Source organism: Stappia albiluteola (assembly GCF_014050225.1).
In the GTDB taxonomy this organism is placed as follows: Bacteria; Pseudomonadota; Alphaproteobacteria; order Rhizobiales; family Stappiaceae; genus Hongsoonwoonella; species Hongsoonwoonella albiluteola.
Map to the genome: position 1 here is coordinate 69,328 of NZ_JACFXV010000067.1, position 18,303 is coordinate 87,630.

Sequence of the window (18,303 nt, forward strand, 5' to 3'; positions counted from 1 at the left end):
ACTCAATTCGCAAGAGCGGCAAAGCCGCGCCTTGCCGCTTCCCAGGCCAAACCGCCGGCGCACACGAGCGCGCGGCGATGTTCCTGCTGGCCCCGTGCGCAACTCCGCTCCTTTCGTCCTGCACGCCTTCATCCGAGCGGCCGGGTGAATGCCGGCAATAGAGGACTTCGGCATTGCCGGCTCCTTCGTCCGGCCTTATTGCTAGGTTTCGTCCAGATTTCAGGCCGCTCACACATTGGGGCGTATCCCGCCAAATCTGAATTGGATTTGGCGACAAGGATATGCTCAAGATATTGATCCTGGAGCGATTTCTCATCACGAAAGCGGCCCCGCTTTCGTGGAAAGCGCTCTGGCTGCGCGTGCTCCGCGAGGCTTCCATGCCCTTCTTTCGTTTCGTGGTCGAAAACTTCCGCTGGCTTGCGGCCGGTCTGCTGCTGACCTTCTTCTCGAGCTTCGGCCAGACCTTCTTCATCTCGCTCTTCGCCGGTGAGATCCGCGCCGAGTTCTCGCTGTCGCACGGCGATTTCGGCGGCATCTACATGGCCGCGACGCTGTTTTCGGCCGGCACGCTGACGGTGATCGGCAAGGTGGTGGACGACCATACGATCGCCGCCGTGGCCGTCGGCGTGATCCTGGGGCTCACCGCCTTCTGCATCGCCATGGCGAACGTCGCCAATGTGTGGATGCTGTTTGCCGTCATCTACGGCTTGCGGCTGTTCGGCCAGGGCATGATGACCCATACCGCCTTCACTGCGATGGGCCGCTGGTATTCCGCCCAGCGCGGGCGTGCCGTCTCGGTCGCGACGCTCGGTCATCAGGTGGGGGAGGCGCTGCTGCCGATCCTCTTCGTCGCGCTGATCGGTCTCGTCGGCTGGCGGGCGGGCTGGTGGATCGCCGCTTCTGCCCTGTTCCTCGGTGCGCTGCCGGCAATCCTGTGGCTGCTGCAGGTCGAGCGCACGCCACGGGCGCGCAAGGTGACGGGCGCGCCGGAAACCGGCCGGCAGTGGACGCGGGGCGAGGTGTTGCGCGATCCGGCCTTCTGGATCATCTCCTGCGGCACGCTGGCGCCGCCCTTCATCGGCACGACGATCTTCTTCCATCAGGTCTATCTGGTGGAACTCAGGGGCTGGACGCGCGAGCTGTTCGCCGCCGCCTTCATCGCCATGTCGAGCATGACGGTGGTCTTCGCGCTGGCAACCGGATTGGCGATCGACCGCTATTCGGCGCTGAAGATGCTGCCGTTCTTCCTGCTGCCCCTGTCGCTCGCCTGCCTGGTGCTGGCCGGCGTGACGCATCCGGCCGCGGCTTTTATCTTCATGATGCTGCTGGGGGCGAGCTACGGCATTTCATCGACGCTGTTCGGTGCCCTGTGGCCGGAGGTCTACGGCACCAGGCATCTGGGTGCGATTCGATCGGTCGTCGTCGCGCTGATGGTGCTGTCCTCGGCACTGGGGCCGGGCGTGACCGGCTGGCTGATCGATCTCGGCGTCGCATACGAGTATCAGATGGTGGCGATGGCCGGCTATTGCATGGTGATGATCGCGCTGATGACGGTCGTCTCCGGTTCCGTCTCGCGGCGGCTTGCCGGTGCGGCCGGGTTCTAGTAGGGACTCGCCCATGACCGTTACCGTTCGCTTCGCTCCTTCGCCGACTGGCTATCTCCATATCGGCAATGCCCGTCCGGCGCTGATGAACTGGCTGTTTGCCCTGAAGAACAGCGGCCAGTTCATCCTGCGCTACGACGATACCGACATCGAGCGCTCCAGGGCGGAATATGCCGCCGCGATCGCCGAGGATCTCGCCTGGCTCGGCATCAAGCCGCACCGGGTGGAGCGGCAATCGGACCGCGTGGCGCGCTACGAAGCGGCGGCGGAAGGGCTGCGCGAGCAAGGCCTGCTCTACGCCTGCTACGAGACGCCGGACGAGCTGGAGCGCCGCCGCAACCGGGCGCGCGCACTCGGAAGACCGCCGGTCTACGACCGTGCCGCGCTGAAGCTCTCGGCCGAGGAAAAGGCGGCCTTCGAAGCGCAGGGACGCAAGCCGCACTGGCGCTTCCTGCTCCCCAATTTCGACGGCGATCCCTTCGCCACGAGACGCACGGAAGTGCAGTGGGACGACTTGTGCCGGGGGCCGGAAACGGTCGATCTCGCCTCGCTTTCCGATCCGGTGCTGGTGCGCGAGGACGGCAGCTTCCTCTATACGCTTTGTTCGATCCTCGACGACATCGAGATGGGCGTCAGCCATATCATTCGCGGGGAAGACCACATCGCCAATACCGGCGTGCAGATCGCGATTTTCCGCGCGCTTGGCGCCGAGCCGCCCGTCTTCGGCCATTTGAACCTGCTGACGACGATCCACGGCGAAGGCCTTTCCAAGCGCACCGGTGCGCTGTCGCTGCGCTCGCTGCGCGAAGCGGGCCTGGAACCGATGGCGGTCGCTTCGCTCGCCGTGCTGACGGGCACCAGTCATGCGATCGAGCCGGCGGCATCGCTGGAAGCGCTGGCTGACATGGTGGATCTTGCTTCGGTTTCCAAGTCGGCAGCGAAATTCGATCCGGCCGACCTGAAGCCTCTGAACGCCAGGCTCGTCCATGCCATGCCCTTCGAAGCGGTGCGGGAGCGGCTTGCGGCACAGGGCATCAGTGGCGACGAGGCCTTCTGGCTGGCGATCCGCGAGAATTGCGGGACGGTAAGCGATGCCGCCGACTGGTGGCATGTGGTGCAGGGCCCGATCTCGGCGGCAATCGACGCGCAAGACCGGGAGTATATCGCCGAAGCACGCGCCCTGCTGCCGGATGAGCCCTGGAGCGAGGCGACGTGGGGGGACTGGGCATCCGCGTTGAAGGAAAAGACCGGGCGCAAGGGCAAGAACCTGTTCCTGCCGCTGCGCCGGGCTCTGACCGGGCTCGATCACGGACCGGACATGAAAGTCCTGCTTCCGGTCATTGGGCGACGTAATACCTTGGCCCGACTATCCTGACTGCCCGTTTTTCGGCGGGAATCTGCGGCTCGGCCGCCGGCTGGGCCTCGTTCTTGCGGTCTTCGCCGCCGATGACGCCGAGCGTGGCGATGGACGGCGAGCCGCGCTGCGGCGCGTAGCCGAGCGTGAGGTTCAGTTCCGTGTCCGGGTCCGAGCCATCGGGAACCTCGATTGCGGGAGGGTCTATCGTGTCGCGCAGGCTCGTCGACAGGATGTTCGGTTCCAGCGTATCGGAGCGCAGGTAGCTGCCGGCCTCAGCCTCGCCGCTGCGGATGAGGCTGGTGATCGTCTGCCGCGCGCCCGGATCGCCCTGGCAGGTGCAGTTTTCGACGAACTGGGTGCGGAAGAGATTGGCGTTCGGCATTTCGCCATAGGGCTCGCCCCCGAGCGAGACGAGGGCATCGATCGTCTCTCCGGGATTGCGATGCACATAGAGCTGGGTCTCCGCCGCCGGGCACATGGAGCGGCAGACCGCCTCGTCACGGCCGAAACCGTATTTGGTCGTCGAGAAACTGACCGGGAAATAGAAGCCGTCGCAGGTGCGCACGCACAGCGTACGGTACTGGCCGGGGCCGAAGCGGGCCGAAACGAGCCCGTCGTCGGCATCCGGATCGCCGTATTGCACCCGCTGCACATATTGGACGCGCGACCGGCTGCCGTTGTCGTCGCCGTGGCGGGAGGATGCGGTGATGGGTGCGGATTGCGGCTGTGCTTGCGCCTGCCGCTCGCGCCCGAAGCCTAGGAAGGAGAGAAGGCCGCCACCTGAGGGGCGCACGCTTTCCCGCACCGCCGCGTGGGCTTCGCCGCCGCAGTTCTTGGCGCGCATTTCGGCGCGAATCTGTAGGGCACGGCCCGACTTGCCGAGCCGGTCGCGCTTCGCCTCGATCTTGGCGAGATTGGCGCGCATGCGCTTGATCTTGTCCGGAAGGCCGGCGCAGGAAGCCGAAGCCGGGGAACCGCCGCAACCAAGCAGCGAGGCGTCGCGCTCCGCGGCTTTCAATGCACCTGCCTGGCGTCTGGCGGCGTCATCCCACTTGCGGTATTCGGAATTGCCGGAGGCAAGCGAAGCAAGTTCCGCGCGGAGATCGCCGCAAGTTGCCGCAAGCGCTCCGGAAGGCAATGCGAACGCAATGCCCGCCAGAAGCGCGGCGGCGGCAGCTTTCCCTGCGGGCGTCCTGCGGTCCATGCCTGTCATCCGGCTTTGTTGCCGGCCCTGTCGCCAGCGGGTTATTCTGCGTCCCGCATCTTCTCGACGGGCGTGTGATGTTCGACGGAGGGTCGAGTATCGAAGTATTTGAATTATTTCAGTTGGGCCTGCCGATCTCAAGCAAGAGTGGTGGAGGTGGTAAACCGAACGACAATCAAAGATCGCCTTAACACTTTGGAAAGATGCGAAGATTCCTGAATTAATCAGATTTTATGAAATTTTCCGCAAGGGCAATCGAGCGGTCCGTCAAGCGTGTCAGGATGATTTCGAGTGCCGCCTTTTCGTCCGCATCCAGCGCATCGAGCAGCGCGTCGGAAAAGGCGAGGGCATCCGGCGCAAGAGCCTTGTAGACGTCCTCGCCGCGCGGGGTGAGCTGCAGGAACGCCTCGCGCATGTCTTCGTCATTCGGCGTACGGGCAAGCAGGCCCTTGGCCTCCAGCGCGGCAACGGCGCGGCTTACCTTTGTCTTGTGCATGTGGCTGTGGGCGCCAATTTCCTTGGCGGTCATGCGCCGATACTGGCCGAGCGTCGCCACGATCCGCCATTCGGGAATTGCGATGCCGAAGCGGCTTTCGTACAAGCGCGACAAGGACTGGCTGACGACTTCCGCCAGCACGTTGAGTCGATAGGGCAGGAATTTCTCAAGCTCCAGCCGTTCGCTCGCGCTGCTGCCTGTGGTCTTCGCCATCCGGTATTCCTCGTCGCCGGCCGGCTGTTCATCCGGCCCGTTTCGAAGGTAGCAAGTCCGGCATTACGGGTGAAGTTGGCTGTAGGTGAAATCAGTCGATGCGTGACAGAATAAACAGGAAAGTCGGGTCTTCGAACGATCGTCGGACGGCTGCGAAAAATACCCCTGTCAGTCCGATTTTCTTCTGGTTGGTACTTGCTCAAATATTCATTCTACCCCTTTCAGGCTTCCTGATACCTGTGATTTTTACGAAAGTCTTTGCAATTTCAGCAGAATTGCAGAAGATAACTATTTATGCCGTTACGTTAGGTTTAGCCAGCCTATCAATTGCCTTGCATGCCTGGCTTTGGCGGATGGCACGGGCAGGGGGGCATACGGCTCTTCAGGCAGTGGTCCTGGGTCTTGGAGCGGCGAGCCTTGTCTGTCTCGCGCTTTTCGGCCGGGTGGCACCGCTTGGCGTTGCAGCGGGTCTGCTGGCGCGTCTCATCTGAGCGCCCGCCGCCGGATACCCGCCGCATGACGGAGGGTAGGTAATGGGCGAGAGTTTCGCATCCGTCGGGGATACCGAAGAAAGAAGTACGAACTTCCGGGAAGTCGGCAGGGATTGCTACGCCTATACGGCGGTCGGCGATCCCAGCAGCGGCGTCGTGGTCGGCGAAAAGGAGGTTGTCGTCATCGACACCCAGCCGACGCCGGCCCGCGCAGAGATATTGCTGGCGCGTATTCGTGAGATCGCGGATGTGCCGGTCCGGCGAGTGGTTCTGACCCATTTCCATGCGACGCGTACGCTTGGCGCGACTGTCTTCGGTGCTTCGGAAATCCTGTGTTCCGACCTGACAAGGCATTTGATCAGCGAGCGCGGCAAGCAGGATCTTGAAAGCGAGGCGGGCCGGTTTCCCCGCCTCTTTCGTGATGCGAAGACGATACCCGGCCTGACCTGGCCGACGACGACATTCTCCTCCTCGCTGACAATGTGGCTCGGCAACCGGGAAGTGCGCCTGATGAATCTCGGGCGCGGGCATACGATGGGCGATATCGTCTGCTTCGTGCCGGATGCCGGCGTGCTCTATGCCGGAGATCTCGTCGAGAACGCTTCGGCGCCCTATTGCGGCGATGGGCATATCGCCGACTGGCTGCGAACGCTTGAGCGGCTGAGGGCGTTCAAGGCGGAGGCGCTGGTGCCGGGAAGGGGAGAGCCGATCCGCGGAACGGAGGCGGTCCACGAGGCGATCGACCTCACGCGCGACTATCTTGAAACGCTGCAGGAGACGGTGAAGGGCGCTGTCGAGCGCAAGTTTTCGCTGGAAGATACCTATCGCGCCGCTGAGCAGGTGATGGGACCGGACTTTTCGGGATTGGCACTTTTCGGCCATCGGTTGCCCTTCAATGTTGCGCGGGCCTATGACGAGGCGAAGAAGATAGGGCACCCGAGAATCTGGACCGCAGAGCGCGATCGCGAGATCTGGCACCTCTTCCAGACGGTAGCGGCGATGGACGATGTCGTCCCGGAAGAGGACTACGAAGTGACAGGCGAGGAAGCGGGAAATACGCAGGGTCGAGACGACAAGAGCGAGAAAGCCCTGAAGGCGCTTGAGGAGGAATTCGAGGAGGACGCCCGCGAAGCGGTCGATTGAGGCGCCGCATGCAGATACGGGGTCGCATAGCAGAGACAGGTTTCCTATATCGCGATTGAACGCCATTCATGCCCAGTCCTCGCGGGAGATCTCCATGCGCCTTCGACATTGCCTTCTGCCGGCCCTTGTCTTGGCGGCTGCCTTTGTTGCAGCGCCAGTCCTGGCGGCGGATGAGCCGGACCTGATCTTCAAGAAGTCGACCGTGTGGAAATTCCTCACCCCCGACCACAAGCTGGCGACCTATGCGGTGGACGATCCGCTGGTGGAGGGCGTTGCCTGCCATTTCACGGTGCCGGAAAAAGGCGGCATCAGCGGCTGGGTCGGCGTGGCGGAGGAAGTCTCCGACATATCGCTGGCCTGCCGGCAGGTTGGCCCCGTGGTCTTCAAGGAAAAATTCGAGCAGGGGGACGAGATGTTCCGCCAGCGCCGCTCTTTCCTGTTCAAGAAGATGCGGATCGTGCGCGGCTGCGACATCAAGCGCAACGTGCTGGTCTATCTGGTCTATTCCGACAAGATCATCGAGGGCAGCCCCAAGAACTCCACCTCCACAGTGCCGATCATGCCTTGGGGCACATCAGAGGCACCGCGCTGCGCGGACTGGCTGGACGAGTGAAGCGTCAGTCGGCCGCCATCGACGCGGCGGCCGGCGCCTTGAGCAGTTCCGGCGGGCAGAAATGCCGCTGCAGGAGCTGCAGAACCTCGCGCGCAACCTCGCTGGCCAGGCGATAATAGATCGTCGTCCCGTCGCGCCTTGTGGCCACAAGGCCCTGGGCACGCAGAAGCGCGAGTTGCTGGGATACAGTGGGCATGCGCATGCCGGTCAGCTGGGCAAGTTCGCTCACGCTGATTTCCTGGTCGGTCATATGGCAGATCAGCATCAGCCGCGGCCCGGAGGCCAGCATCTTGAGGAATGCCGCGGCTTCTTCCGCATTCTGCTCAAGCGTATTCACTGCCAGTTCTCCTATCCGTCCCATAGGATGCGTCCTTGGCGCTTGCAGAGCTCGGCTGATTTCCGGCGGCCGCCCATCCTCTAGTCAGGCCGAATCCGAAAAACTACGCATTTCCAGCAATAGCCCTTCGGACTTGATAGGAAAAGCTTGTTTTAGCCGCGACGTCAGCTGAGGCGAGAAAGGTACCTCAATTCACGCGCCACGCAAAGGAAGGGCCTGTCATGGAGGCCGCGCAAGTCGTACCGGCGCAGGCGAGGCTGGCGCTCGTATCGCCTCTGGCCTGCGCGGAAAGGAGCACCGTGACGCCCGCGAGCAGGAAGGGGCCGAGCAGGATGGCAAGCACCAGAAGGCGGCAGGCGAAGCGGAGGCAGAAGGGGCGCATGGGACTTCCTCGAAACGCGCGATACTCAGGATGGAAGCACTTTGCATCCTGCGCCTTGAATGCGGCCTGAGGCCCGGGTTCAGCCTGCGTTCAGGAAGGTAAACGCCGTTTACGGCTTGACCGGAAAGCCCAATCGCGTCAGAAGCTATGTCCCATGACAACGGCGACGCGGAAAATCATTCCGGTTCAGATTATTTGCAGCTAGCGACACCGCTGGCTGTGGCCGTTCCCCTCATGCGCAAGCACCCCCAAGGGATCTGAGACGAACGCCCCGGCCAAGCGGCCAGAGCGCTTTCCACGAAAGCGGAATCGCTTTCGTGGTTAGAAATCGCTCCAGGATCAATATCTTGAGCATATCCTTGTCGCCAAATCCGATTCAGATTTGGCGGGGTATGCTCCAGGAGAGGCATAGGCGCATGGACAGGTTCCCGGCGGACAAACCGACGCTGCGGCTGACGAACACGCTCAGCAGGCAGAAAGAAGACTTCGTGCCCGAAGATCCGGCCAACGTGCGCATGTATGTCTGCGGTCCGACCGTCTACGACTATGCCCATATCGGCAATGCGCGGCCCGTCGTCGTTTTCGACGTGCTCTATCGGCTGCTGCGGCACCTCTATGGTGCCGAACACGTCAAATACGTTCGCAACATCACCGACGTGGACGACAAGATCAACGCGCGGGCCGCAGCCGAAGGCATCTCCATCCGCGAGCTGACGGAAAAGACGGCGGCGCAGTTCCACGCCGACATGCGCGCGCTGGGCGCGCTCGATCCGGATATCGAGCCGCGCGCCACCGAGCATATCGGCGAGATGAAGGAATTGATCGAGACGCTGGTGGAAAAGGGCCACGCTTATGTGGCCGAGGACCACGTGCTCTTCGATGTCGGTTCGATGGAGGATTACGGCAAGCTCTCCGGCCGGTCGCTGGAGGACATGCAGGCCGGTGCTCGCGTCGAGGTGGCTCCCTACAAGAAGGGGCCGATGGATTTCGTGCTCTGGAAGCCTTCGGCCGGAAACGAGCCGGGCTGGCCGAGTCCCTGCAGCATCGAAAGGTCAGGACGCCCCGGCTGGCATATCGAATGCTCGGCGATGGCCGGCAAGCATCTGGGCAAGACCTTCGACATCCATGGCGGTGGCGTCGACCTCGTTTTCCCGCACCATGAGAACGAAGTAGCGCAATCGCGTTGCAGCCACGATGCGCCCTTAATGGCACATTACTGGCTGCATAACGGTTTCCTGCAGGTCGAAGGTGAGAAGATGTCGAAGTCGCTCGGCAACTTCGTCACCGTGCACGAATTGCTGGAGACGCAGAAGATCGGAGGACGAGCCTGGGACGGACGGACGATCCGTCTTGTGCTGCTGATGACCCAGTATCGGCAACCGCTCGATTTCACCGAGAAATCGCTTCAGGAAGCCGACCGGCTGCTCGACCGCTGGGCGGAACTGATTGCGGCGAACGAATCCGAATGCGGTCCGGCGAACGATCTGCCGGTCGAGGTGGTGGAAGCGCTGTGCGACGATCTCAATACGCCGCGCGCGATCGCCGCATTGCACGGCTTTGCCCGCGAAGGTCGACAAGGAGACGCGCTCGCCGTTCGCAGGCTTGCGGCGAGCCTTGCCTTCCTTGGCTTCGAGACTGAAGCGATGCTGACCCGTGCCGCGAAGGGCGAAGAAGCAAAGCAGGCAGACCCGGAACTTGCTATCCGGGTCGAGGGCAGGATCGCCGACCGCCTCGCCGCGCGCGCGGCCAGGAACTGGGCGGAAGCCGATCGCATTCGTGATGAGCTTGCAGGCGAAGGAATTGTCCTAAAGGATTACAAGGACGGAGATACCGGTGAGATCCGGACGTCCTGGGAGGTCAAGCGGTGAGCGAGAGCGACGACATCCATACCGGCGGCTGCCAGTGCGGCGCGATCCGGTTTCGCGTCGAAGGACAACTCGGCACGGCTTCCATCTGCCATTGCCGCATGTGCCAGAAGGCGTTCGGCAACTACTTCGCTCCGCTCGTCTCCGTGCCCGCTGGCGGCTTCACCTGGACGCGGGGCATGCCGCGCCGCTTCCAGAGTTCCAATCACGTCGCGCGGGGCTTCTGCGCCGATTGCGGCACGCCACTGACCTACGAGGCGCCGAACGACGACGTGGCGATCGCGATCGGGGCCTTCGATCATCCGGAGGAGATCGCACCGGTGATCCAGTTCGGCACCGAAGGGCGGATGCCGTACTTCCAGGCACTTGCCGCCCTGCCTGAGCGACGCACCGAGGAGGACGTGGCGAGCGCGGAATTCCTGCTGTCGATCCGCTCCTATCAGCATCCCGACCACGATACGCCGGCCTGGCCCGCCAAGGACTCCGCGAAATGACCCGTGAACGCCTCTATCTCTTCGACACCACCCTGCGCGATGGGCAGCAGACGAACGGTATCGACTTCTCGGTGGACGAGAAGATCGCCATCGTGGAACTGCTGGAACGGCTGGGTGTCGACTATGTCGAGGGCGGCTATCCGGGCGCCAATCCCACCGACACGGCCTTTTTCTCCGAAAAGCGCACGAAGAGCGCCGTCTTCACCGCGTTCGGCATGACCAAGCGTGCGGGGCGCTCGGTCTCCAACGATCCGGGTGTGCAGGCGCTGCTCGACGCGCGTTCCGATGCGATCTGCTTCGTCGCCAAGGCCTGGGACTATCACGTCCGCGTGGCGCTGGAGACGACGAACGAGGAAAACCTCGTCTCGATCAGCGAAAGCGTCGAGGCGGCAACCGCGGCCGGGCGCGAGGCGCTCGTCGATTGCGAGCACTTCTTCGACGGCTACAAGGCCAACCGGGACTATGCGCTGGCCTGCGCCAAGGCCGCCTACGACGCCGGCGCGCGCTGGGTGGTGTTGTGCGACACCAATGGCGGCACGCTGCCGAACGAGGTGCGCGAGATCGTCGCCGACGTGGCGCGCGTGGTGCCGGGCGACCATCTCGGCATCCATGCCCATGACGACACGGGGCAGGCGGTGGCCAATTCGCTGGCGGCGGTGGAGGCGGGCTGCCGCCACATCCAGGGCACGCTGAACGGCATCGGCGAGCGCTGCGGCAACGCCAACCTGACGACGCTGATCCCCACGCTGCTGCTGAAGCCAGCCTATGCGGAACGCTTCGAGACCGGCGTCGGCGAGGCCGCGCTCAAGGACGTCACCGCGATCTCCCGCGCCTTCGACGAGATCGTCAACCGGACGCCGGATATTCACGCGCCTTACGTCGGTGCGAGCGCCTTCGCCACCAAGGCCGGAATCCATGCCTCGGCGCTGCTGAAGGATCCGCAGACCTATGAACACGTTGCGCCGGAAACGGTGGGCAACCGCCGCCGGGTGCTGGTATCCGACCAGGCAGGAAAGTCGAACCTGATCGGCGAGCTGAAGCGGCTCGGCATCGAGGTCGACCGCAAGGATCCGCGGCTCGATACCCTGCTTGCCGATGTCAAGGAGCGCGAGGCGCTGGGGTACGCCTATGAGGCGGCCGATGCTTCGTTCGAACTGCTCGCGCGGCGCCGGCTTGGCGAGGTCGCCGGCTATTTCGACGTGAAATCCTTCCGCGTCATGGTGGAGCGGCGCTTCAACGCCATCGGCGAACTCGTGACGGTTTCCGAAGCGGTGGTGAAGGTCGATATCGACGGCGAGACGCGCATGTCGGTCGCCGAGGGCAACGGCCCGGTCAACGCCCTCGACATCGCCCTGCGCAAGGACCTTGGCAAGTATCAGTCCATCATCGACGAGATGGAGTTGATCGACTATAAGGTGCGCATCCTGAACGGAGGCACCGATGCGGTGACGCGGGTTCTGATCGAAAGCCAGAACAAGCGCACGCACAAGCGCTGGTTCACGATCGGCGTGTCGGGAAACATCGTCGATGCCTCATTCCAGGCGCTGATCGATTCCGTTACCTATACCCTGCTGAAAGCCGGCATCTGACAGGACGCCCGCACGGCTTGTTGATCGCGGCGCATTTTGCCGCGCGAAGGAGTTCGCATGGCAGATAGTGCCGCGCCAGATGCCGCCCCTGATGTCGCATCGACCGCGCAGGCGGAATTCCGCCTTGGGCTGACGGCGGGGATTTCAGCCTATCTGCTGTGGGGTTTTCTGCCGCTCTACTACACGCTGACCGATGGCGTGCCGGCCTACATGGTCGTCGCGCACCGCATCATCTGGTCGGTGCTGTCGGTCGGCTTGTTCCTGGTGATCGTGCGTCGCATGGGCGAGGTCAAGGCGATTCTGAAAAGCCGCAAGCCCTTGACGCTGCTTTTTCTTTCGGCGGCGTTGATCTCGGTGAACTGGCTCGTCTTCATCTGGGCGATCGAGGTCGGACGGGTGCTGGAGGTCAGCTTTGGCTATTTCATCAACCCGCTGGTGAACATCGTCATCGGCCTCGTGCTTCTCGGCGAAAAGCTGACCAGGGCACAGACCATTGCGGCCGGGTTGACGGTCGTCGCCATTGCCTCGCAGGGGATATTGCTCGGCAGCCTGCCCTGGGTGTCGCTGGTGCTGGCCTTTTCCTTCGCAGCCTATGGCTATGTCCGCAAGATGACGCCGGTGGGCGCGACGCCCGGCCTGTTCATCGAAACCTTGCTGATGACGCCGTTTTCGCTTGGCTTCATGATCTGGCTTGCTTCCCATGGCGGGACGGTGCTGCCGACCGGAGATCCGGGCCTGCTTGTCGCGCTTCTGGGCACAGGCATCGTGACGGCGCTGCCGCTGATCCTGTTTGCCACCAGTGCCAGGCGTCTGCCGCTGAGCCTCGTCGGCTTCCTGCAGTATATCGCACCGTCGATCCAGTTCCTGCTGGCGATCAGCTACTGGGGCGAACCGCTGTCGACGGTGAAACTCGCCAGCTTCGTGCTGATCTGGATCTCGCTGGCGATCGTGTCCGTCGATGCCATCCGCAGGCGGGAGCGGCGACCGGCCCGGGCCTGATACCCAAAATGCCTAAAGCTTCTCGACGTCGGTGACGCCGGCGCCCTCGTCGCGACCGGCCAGGGCGGCCTCGCGGCAGGCGCGCTGCAGTGCGGGCACGACTTCCGCGATCCGATCGCACATGTGATAGTCGACCTCGAAACCCGGACGGATGAACGCCTCGTCCTGCATATGCTGCAGGAGGCGCTCCAGCGGGTTCCAGAAATCGCCGATATTGGCGAGAATCACCGGGCGTCGGTGGCGGCCGAGTTGGCCCCAGGTCATCATCTCGACGACCTCCTCCAGCGTGCCGATGCCGCCGGGCAATGCCACGAAGGCGTCAGCCCGCTCGAACATGATCCGCTTGCGCTCGTGCATGTCTTCCGTGACGACCAGCTCGGTTACTCGTTCCATCATCACCTCGCGCTCCTTCAGGAAACGCGGGATGACACCGGTGACATGGCCGCCACTCTGAAGCGCGGCGCCAGCGACCGCACCCATCAGCCCGATGGAGCCGCCGCCATAGACGAGCTTGAGCCCGGCACGGGCTATTTCCCGGCCAAGTTCGACGGCGGCCGTTTCATAGGCCGGGTTCTTGCCCGTGCCGGAGCCGCAATAAACGCAGACTGTCTTCAGATCGGTCATGGCAAAGATGTGGCATTGTGGCTTGCGCCCGGTCAAGCATCGATGCGCCTTATCCATGATTACGGGTTTGCTTGCCGCAATGCGCATTCCGGTATAACCATGCGCGGACAAAACAAGACCGCCGCCTGAGGGATTCCGTGATATTCACGGGCGGACGGTCGGGGCAGGCGGGTGGTCCGGCAACAGGCTTTGAGCGCAACGCCGCGAAGCGCCGGACGAAGGAGTTGGGCTGGAATGACGAAGAAGGGTTTGGGAAGGCTGGTCGGCGCCGCTGCGGTGGTTGGTCTGATCGTGCTGGCGTTAGCCTTCTACGAGCGCTCGCAAGAAGCGAAAGCGCCAGGTGATGCCGCTCCGTCGACAGCGCAGGTCGAACCGAAGTCCGGGCCTGATCAACAGCCTGCGCCCGAGGTGAACCAGCCGGAGCAGTCCGCCCCTTCCCAGACGACCGTGGCGGAGAAGTCCACGGATACGAACACGGCTGCTGACCGCATCCAGCCAACCTTCGATATCTTCCGCGTGGAGCCGACGGGCGACGCCGTCGTTGCCGGTCGCTCGGAAGCCGGCGCAATCATCGCTCTGCTTGCCAATGGCGAAGTGGTCGGAAAGGGCATCGCGAACGAATCGGGCGAATTCGCCATCGTGCTGGAAAAGCCGCTGGCGCCCGGTACCCACGACGTGACGATCGAAGCCAAGGTCGGTGACGCCGAACCCGTCATCTCCAATGAAAGCATAGCGGTTTCGGTGCCGGAAAGCGGGCAGGGCGAGGTTCTCGTCGTGCTGAACAAGCCGGGCGAGGCGACTGAAGTGCTGCAGAAGCCGGAGGAAGTCGCCACCGCGGCGCCTGCCGAGCCGAAGCCCGAGGAAACCGTGGTTGCCGCGGCGGAGCCGCAGAGGCCGTCCGAACCTGAAGCCCCGACCCCGGCGCCGGCGACCTCGCAACCCGCTCCTCAGCCGGTCGCGGAAACCCCCGCCGCCGATCCATCCGCGCCGGTGGCGGCAGAGCCGGTTGAACCCGTGAAGACGGAAGAGCAGAAGGTTGCCTCGGCTCCAGCCACGGCAGAACCCGCTCCTGCTCAAGCGCCGGAGACGACGGCGACTGACACCACACCTGCCGGGGAGGCGGCCGATGCGGCCTCCATCACGGTGGATGCGGTGGAGACGGAAAAGGACAAGGTCTTCGTTGCCGGTGCAAGCGAAGCCAACAAGGAAGTGCGCGTCTATGTCGACAACGAACTGATCGGCAAGACGAAGAGCGACGACAAGGGGCGCTGGCTGCTGGAAACGAACAAGGCCATCGAGCCGGGCAGCGTGAATGTGCGCGCCGACCAGGTCGAGGGTGAAGAAGGCAAGGTAGCCGGCCGGGCCGAAGTGACCTTCGAGAAGGTGGCGGAAGCCGTTCAGCTTCGCCCCGTTTCGGTGACGGCCACCGGCTCCGGCACGCAGGGTGCGACTGCGGAAGCCGAGGACGCAGCCATTCCGAACGTCATCATCCGCCGCGGCGACAATCTGTGGACGATTTCCCGCCGTCTCTACGGTCACGGCATCCGCTATACGACGATCTACCAGGCGAACCAGGGCCAGATCCGCAATCCCGACCTGATCTATCCGGGCCAGGTCTTCGTGCTGCCGATCCGCGACGAGAACTGGGAGAAAACCGCCAACTAGAACGGCTTCTGGAGCGGCGCAGTTTCAAAAGCGAAGAATCTTACGCTGCGAAAATTCCAGGCCGGCCTTGCGGTGCGGAAATCCATCGGTTAATTACGATGAATGCCCCGACAAACTCCGCCAGGCGTCGACGACGCAGCTTGCGAGCATCATTGCGACCTGGCCTCCCTGTTCAAGGCGCTCGGCCATCCGGTACGTCTGGAAATCCTGCGCGCGCTCGCTGCCGGGGACGACGCTTGCTGCGGCAAGATCGTCAATTCGCTCCCGCTGGCCCAATCGACGGTTTCGCAGCACCTGGCGGTACTGAAATCCGCCGGTCTCGTCCGCTGTGAAGTGGTGGGCCGCTGCTGCCACTACTCGATCGACCGAAAGGCGATTGCGGCATTCGGGGCAAGCGTCGCCGGTTTCCTGGATAAGCTTCGGCCCTCCCCAACCAGCGTGTCGGAACTCCTGCCGGTCCACGATAACAGCATTCTCAAGGACGTTTCATGACCAGCCGCCGCTCGGGCATCCCGGCTCCGCTTTCGCCGACGGTATCGGCGGAAGAGGGCGACACGCTGAGGACGCTGCAAAATCTCTGGCCCTATATCTGGCCGTCCGACCGCCCCGACCTGAAGGGCAGGGTGCTGCTTGCAATCGCCGCCCTGGTCGTCGCCAAGGTCGTCACGGTCTTCTCGCCCTATTTCTTCAAGTGGGCGACCGACGCGCTGAGCGGCGGGCCGGACGCGATCGTCCCGGCATTTCTGGCCGCACCCGTCATGCTGGTCGTCGCCTATAATGCCGCGCGGGTGACATTCGTCGGCCTGAACCAGCTCCGTGACGCGCTGTTTGCGCGCGTCGGCCAGCATGCGGTGCGCCAGCTCGCATTGATCACGTTCCAGCATCTGCATGCATTGTCGTTGCGCTTTCACCTGATGCGGCGCACGGGCGGTCTTTCGCGGGTGATCGAGCGCGGCGTGAAGGGTATTGAGAATATCGTCCGCTTCACGATCCTCAACGGCGTCCCGACGATCTTTGAGTTCGCCATCATGGCGGGCGTGATCTGGTATCAGTTCGGATTCGGCTACGTCGTCGTCGTGGCCGTGATGATCGTCGCCTATGTCTGGTTCACGGTGAAGACGTCGAACTGGCGCATCGGCATCCGCCGCGAGATGAACGAAAGCGACACGGAAGCCAATTCCAAGGCGGTGGACAGCCTGCTCAATTTCGAGACGGTCAAGTATTTCGGCAACGAGCGCTTGGAAGTAAGCAGGTTCGACAAGTCGATGGCCGGTTACGAGCGGGCGGCGACGAAGACCTGGACCTCGCTGGCCTGGCTGAATTTCGGCCAGTCCTTCATCCTCGGCATCGGCACCGCCATCTGCATGATCCTTTCGGCCCGCGCGGTGATCGCCGGCACGCAGACCATCGGCGATTTCGTGATGATCAATGCGCTGCTGATCCAGCTCGCGATCCCGCTGAATTTCATCGGTTTCCTGTATCGCGAGATTCGCCAGGGCCTCGCCGACATCGAGGCGATGTTCACGCTTCTTGCCGTGCCGGCCGAAATTACCGACAAGCCCGGCGCGCCGGATCTGGCTGTGAAGACGGGCGTCATCCGTTTCGAGGACGTTGCCTTCCACTACGACCATGATCGACCGATCCTGCGGGGCATCAGCTTCGAGGTGCCGGCGGGCGCGACGGTTGCCATCGTCGGCCCGTCCGGGGCGGGCAAGTCCACCATCTCGCGCCTGCTTTTCCGCTTCTACGATGCGACCAGCGGCCGGGTGACGATCGACGGACAGGATCTGCGCGATGTCACGCAGGCAAGCGTGCGCGCGGCGATCGGCATGGTGCCGCAGGACACGGTGCTGTTCAACGAGACGATCGCCTACAACATCCGTTACGGCCGCCCTGACGCGAGTGACGAGGAAGTGCGGGAAGCAGCCCGCATGGCTCAGATCGGCGATTTCATCGCGTCATTGCCGAAGGGCTTCGACACCGAAGTCGGCGAGCGGGGCCTGAAGCTCTCCGGCGGTGAAAAGCAGCGTGTCGCCATCGCGCGTACTATTTTGAAGGCGCCGCCGATCCTCATCCTCGACGAGGCGACGTCGGCGCTCGACACCCATACCGAGCGCGAGATCCAGTCGGCGCTCGATCAGGTGTCGCGGAACCGCACGACGCTGGTGATCGCGCACCGACTTTCCACGGTGGTCAATGCGCGCATCATCCTGGTGCTGGAAAAGGGCCGCATCGTCGAGCGCGGCACCCATGCCGAACTGCTGGCGATGGACGGCCTCTACGCCTCGATGTGGGCCCGTCAGCAGGAGGCGAGCGAGGCCGAAGAGAGGCTGCGCGCCGCGACCGCCGACGAGGAGGGCTATGTGATGCGTGGCCCGCGCGCCGGGGAGGTGGAGCCGGCACAGTAGGACGCATCCGCGCAATTTAGCCGAAAGGATTGATTTTGCGCGTGGCTCTGGTGCAAATGGGGCGCCTGCCGGACCATCAGGCAGGCCCTGTTGCACGAATGACCGAAAGGCTCCCATGTCGCTTGCCGATACGATCTCGAAGACCCTCGTCCCGATCCATCGCGAGGGGTGGCCGTTCATCGCCATCGCCGGCGCGGCGACGCTCATCCTTGGCTGGTTCTTCGATCCGCTGTTCTGGATAGGCCTCTTCCTGACCGGTTGGGTCTGCTACTTCTTCCGCGATCCGGCGCGCGTGACGCCCGTGGTCGAGGGGCTCGTGATTTCGCCGGCCGACGGGACGGTTTCCCAGGTCGGCATGGCGCGCCCGCCCGTCGAGCTTGCCCTTGGCGACGAGCCGATGATGCGTGTCTGCGTCTTCATGAACGTGTTCAATTGCCATGTGAACCGTGCGCCGATCGGCGGCCGCGTGGTCCGCGTCGCCTACAAGGCCGGCAAGTTCCTCAATGCCGATCTCGACAAGGCGAGCGAGGACAACGAACGCAACGGTCTTGTCATCGAAAACGGCGACGTGAAGATCGGCGTGGTGCAGATTGCCGGCCTCGTGGCGCGGCGTATCGTCTGTTTCGTGCGCGAGGGCGAGAATGTCGGCATGGGCGAGCGGTTCGGCCTGATCCGCTTCGGTTCGCGCCTCGACGTCTACCTGCCGGAAGGCATCGTGCCGCGAGTGGCCGTGGGCCAGACGATGATCGCCGGCGAAAGCATCATCGCCGATCTCAGGGGTGACCAGACGGCGGCGCCCGTGACCCGGGTCGGCTGAAG

The 18,303-nt window shown here is 63.5% G+C and carries 18 protein-coding genes; 13 read left to right on the forward strand and 5 right to left on the reverse strand.

What is annotated here, in order from left to right:
- Positions 1–281: 281 nt before the first annotated feature.
- Together H2509_RS19765 and gltX are read left to right on the forward strand one after the other, a co-directional pair.
- Entirely contained in the window at positions 282–1,604 is a 1,323-nt protein-coding gene (locus H2509_RS19765) for an MFS transporter (protein WP_328805134.1), read from the forward strand.
- A gap of 13 nt (positions 1,605–1,617) precedes the next feature.
- Complete coding sequence (gene gltX, locus H2509_RS19770; RefSeq protein WP_182168196.1) at positions 1,618–2,979, forward strand: glutamate--tRNA ligase; 1,362 nt, start codon at positions 1,618–1,620, stop codon at positions 2,977–2,979.
- Here gltX and H2509_RS19775 read toward each other — a convergent pair.
- Both H2509_RS19775 and H2509_RS19780 read right to left on the reverse strand, forming a co-directional pair.
- Positions 2,942–4,165, reverse strand: a complete 1,224-nt coding sequence (locus H2509_RS19775; RefSeq protein ID WP_182168197.1) for a DUF2865 domain-containing protein — start codon at positions 4,163–4,165, stop codon at positions 2,942–2,944. The two genes, gltX and H2509_RS19775, sit on opposite strands and share 38 nt — an antisense overlap.
- 220 nt (positions 4,166–4,385) lie before the next feature.
- Positions 4,386–4,874 (reverse strand): MarR family winged helix-turn-helix transcriptional regulator, encoded by a 489-nt coding sequence (locus tag H2509_RS19780; protein ID WP_182168198.1) that lies wholly within the window; start codon positions 4,872–4,874, stop codon positions 4,386–4,388.
- 98 nt (positions 4,875–4,972) lie between these two features.
- Here H2509_RS19780 and H2509_RS19785 point away from each other — a divergent pair, with 98 nt between their 5' ends.
- From H2509_RS19785 to H2509_RS19795, 3 genes are all read left to right on the forward strand, one after another.
- The gene (locus H2509_RS19785; protein WP_182168199.1) at positions 4,973–5,365 is read left to right on the forward strand and encodes a hypothetical protein; all 393 of its coding nucleotides are present in this window, start codon (positions 4,973–4,975) and stop codon (positions 5,363–5,365) included.
- Positions 5,366–5,407: 42 nt separating this feature from the next.
- Complete coding sequence (locus tag H2509_RS19790) at positions 5,408–6,508, forward strand: MBL fold metallo-hydrolase (protein ID WP_182168200.1); 1,101 nt, start codon at positions 5,408–5,410, stop codon at positions 6,506–6,508.
- Between the two features lie 94 nt (positions 6,509–6,602).
- Positions 6,603–7,121 (forward strand): CreA family protein, encoded by a 519-nt coding sequence (locus H2509_RS19795; RefSeq protein ID WP_182168201.1) that lies wholly within the window; start codon positions 6,603–6,605, stop codon positions 7,119–7,121.
- Positions 7,122–7,125: 4 nt separating this feature from the next.
- Here H2509_RS19795 and H2509_RS19800 read toward each other — a convergent pair whose 3' ends face one another.
- Complete coding sequence (locus H2509_RS19800; RefSeq protein WP_182168202.1) at positions 7,126–7,482, reverse strand: ArsR/SmtB family transcription factor; 357 nt, start codon at positions 7,480–7,482, stop codon at positions 7,126–7,128.
- Positions 7,483–7,645: 163 nt separating this feature from the next.
- A complete protein-coding gene (locus tag H2509_RS19805; protein WP_182168203.1) occupies positions 7,646–7,840 on the reverse strand; it encodes a hypothetical protein in 195 nt (64 codons plus the stop codon).
- Positions 7,841–8,256: 416 nt separating this feature from the next.
- Here H2509_RS19805 and cysS point away from each other — a divergent pair, with 416 nt between their 5' ends.
- From cysS to rarD, 4 genes are read left to right on the forward strand one after another with little or no spacing between them, the layout of a single operon-like run.
- Complete coding sequence (cysS, locus tag H2509_RS19810; RefSeq protein WP_182168204.1) at positions 8,257–9,708, forward strand: cysteine--tRNA ligase; 1,452 nt, start codon at positions 8,257–8,259, stop codon at positions 9,706–9,708.
- Positions 9,705–10,199, forward strand: a complete 495-nt coding sequence (locus H2509_RS19815) for a GFA family protein (protein ID WP_328805135.1) — start codon at positions 9,705–9,707, stop codon at positions 10,197–10,199. The genes cysS and H2509_RS19815 overlap by 4 nt, the downstream gene beginning before the upstream one ends.
- Complete coding sequence (cimA, locus tag H2509_RS19820; RefSeq protein WP_182168205.1) at positions 10,196–11,788, forward strand: citramalate synthase; 1,593 nt, start codon at positions 10,196–10,198, stop codon at positions 11,786–11,788. The genes H2509_RS19815 and cimA overlap by 4 nt, the downstream gene beginning before the upstream one ends.
- A 57-nt stretch (positions 11,789–11,845) precedes the next feature.
- A complete protein-coding gene (rarD, locus tag H2509_RS19825) occupies positions 11,846–12,787 on the forward strand; it encodes an EamA family transporter RarD (RefSeq protein WP_182168206.1) in 942 nt (313 codons plus the stop codon).
- 12 nt (positions 12,788–12,799) lie between these two features.
- Here rarD and H2509_RS19830 read toward each other — a convergent pair whose 3' ends face one another.
- Positions 12,800–13,411, reverse strand: coding sequence for an LOG family protein (locus H2509_RS19830; protein WP_182168207.1), 612 nt, complete (start codon positions 13,409–13,411; stop codon positions 12,800–12,802).
- 234 nt (positions 13,412–13,645) lie between these two features.
- On the opposite strand from H2509_RS19830, the gene H2509_RS19835 reads away from it, so the two are divergent.
- From H2509_RS19835 to H2509_RS19850, 4 genes are all read left to right on the forward strand, one after another.
- Positions 13,646–15,076: a LysM peptidoglycan-binding domain-containing protein gene (locus tag H2509_RS19835; RefSeq protein WP_182168208.1), complete on the forward strand. Its 1,431-nt coding sequence runs from the start codon at positions 13,646–13,648 to the stop codon at positions 15,074–15,076.
- A gap of 102 nt (positions 15,077–15,178) precedes the next feature.
- Positions 15,179–15,568, forward strand: coding sequence for an ArsR/SmtB family transcription factor (locus H2509_RS19840; protein WP_182168209.1), 390 nt, complete (start codon positions 15,179–15,181; stop codon positions 15,566–15,568).
- On the forward strand, positions 15,565–17,484 hold the full coding sequence (locus H2509_RS19845; protein ID WP_182168210.1) for an ABCB family ABC transporter ATP-binding protein/permease: 1,920 nt from the start codon (positions 15,565–15,567) through the stop codon (positions 17,482–17,484). Before H2509_RS19840 ends, H2509_RS19845 begins: the two co-directional genes overlap by 4 nt.
- Complete coding sequence (locus H2509_RS19850) at positions 17,447–18,301, forward strand: phosphatidylserine decarboxylase (protein WP_328805136.1); 855 nt, start codon at positions 17,447–17,449, stop codon at positions 18,299–18,301. Before H2509_RS19845 ends, H2509_RS19850 begins: the two co-directional genes overlap by 38 nt.
- Positions 18,302–18,303: the final 2 nt, after the last annotated feature.

Bases quoted from the DNA above. Each gene is read 5' to 3' on its own strand.
- cysS (WP_182168204.1), top strand. From the start codon at position 8,257: ATGGACAGGTTCCCGGCGGACAAACCGACGCTGCGGCTGACGAACACG.
- rarD (WP_182168206.1), top strand. From the start codon at position 11,846: ATGGCAGATAGTGCCGCGCCAGATGCCGCCCCTGATGTCGCATCGACC.
- H2509_RS19765 (WP_328805134.1), top strand. From the start codon at position 282: ATGCTCAAGATATTGATCCTGGAGCGATTTCTCATCACGAAAGCGGCC.
- H2509_RS19830 (WP_182168207.1), bottom strand. From the start codon at position 13,411: ATGACCGATCTGAAGACAGTCTGCGTTTATTGCGGCTCCGGCACGGGC.
- H2509_RS19835 (WP_182168208.1), top strand. From the start codon at position 13,646: ATGACGAAGAAGGGTTTGGGAAGGCTGGTCGGCGCCGCTGCGGTGGTT.
- H2509_RS19775 (WP_182168197.1), bottom strand. From the start codon at position 4,165: ATGGACCGCAGGACGCCCGCAGGGAAAGCTGCCGCCGCCGCGCTTCTG.
- H2509_RS19795 (WP_182168201.1), top strand. From the start codon at position 6,603: ATGCGCCTTCGACATTGCCTTCTGCCGGCCCTTGTCTTGGCGGCTGCC.
- H2509_RS19800 (WP_182168202.1), bottom strand. From the start codon at position 7,482: ATGGGACGGATAGGAGAACTGGCAGTGAATACGCTTGAGCAGAATGCG.
- H2509_RS19785 (WP_182168199.1), top strand. From the start codon at position 4,973: ATGCGTGACAGAATAAACAGGAAAGTCGGGTCTTCGAACGATCGTCGG.
- gltX (WP_182168196.1), top strand. From the start codon at position 1,618: ATGACCGTTACCGTTCGCTTCGCTCCTTCGCCGACTGGCTATCTCCAT.
- H2509_RS19845 (WP_182168210.1), top strand. From the start codon at position 15,565: ATGACCAGCCGCCGCTCGGGCATCCCGGCTCCGCTTTCGCCGACGGTA.
- H2509_RS19805 (WP_182168203.1), bottom strand. From the start codon at position 7,840: ATGCGCCCCTTCTGCCTCCGCTTCGCCTGCCGCCTTCTGGTGCTTGCC.
- H2509_RS19790 (WP_182168200.1), top strand. From the start codon at position 5,408: ATGGGCGAGAGTTTCGCATCCGTCGGGGATACCGAAGAAAGAAGTACG.
- H2509_RS19780 (WP_182168198.1), bottom strand. From the start codon at position 4,874: ATGGCGAAGACCACAGGCAGCAGCGCGAGCGAACGGCTGGAGCTTGAG.
- H2509_RS19840 (WP_182168209.1), top strand. From the start codon at position 15,179: ATGCCCCGACAAACTCCGCCAGGCGTCGACGACGCAGCTTGCGAGCAT.
- cimA (WP_182168205.1), top strand. From the start codon at position 10,196: ATGACCCGTGAACGCCTCTATCTCTTCGACACCACCCTGCGCGATGGG.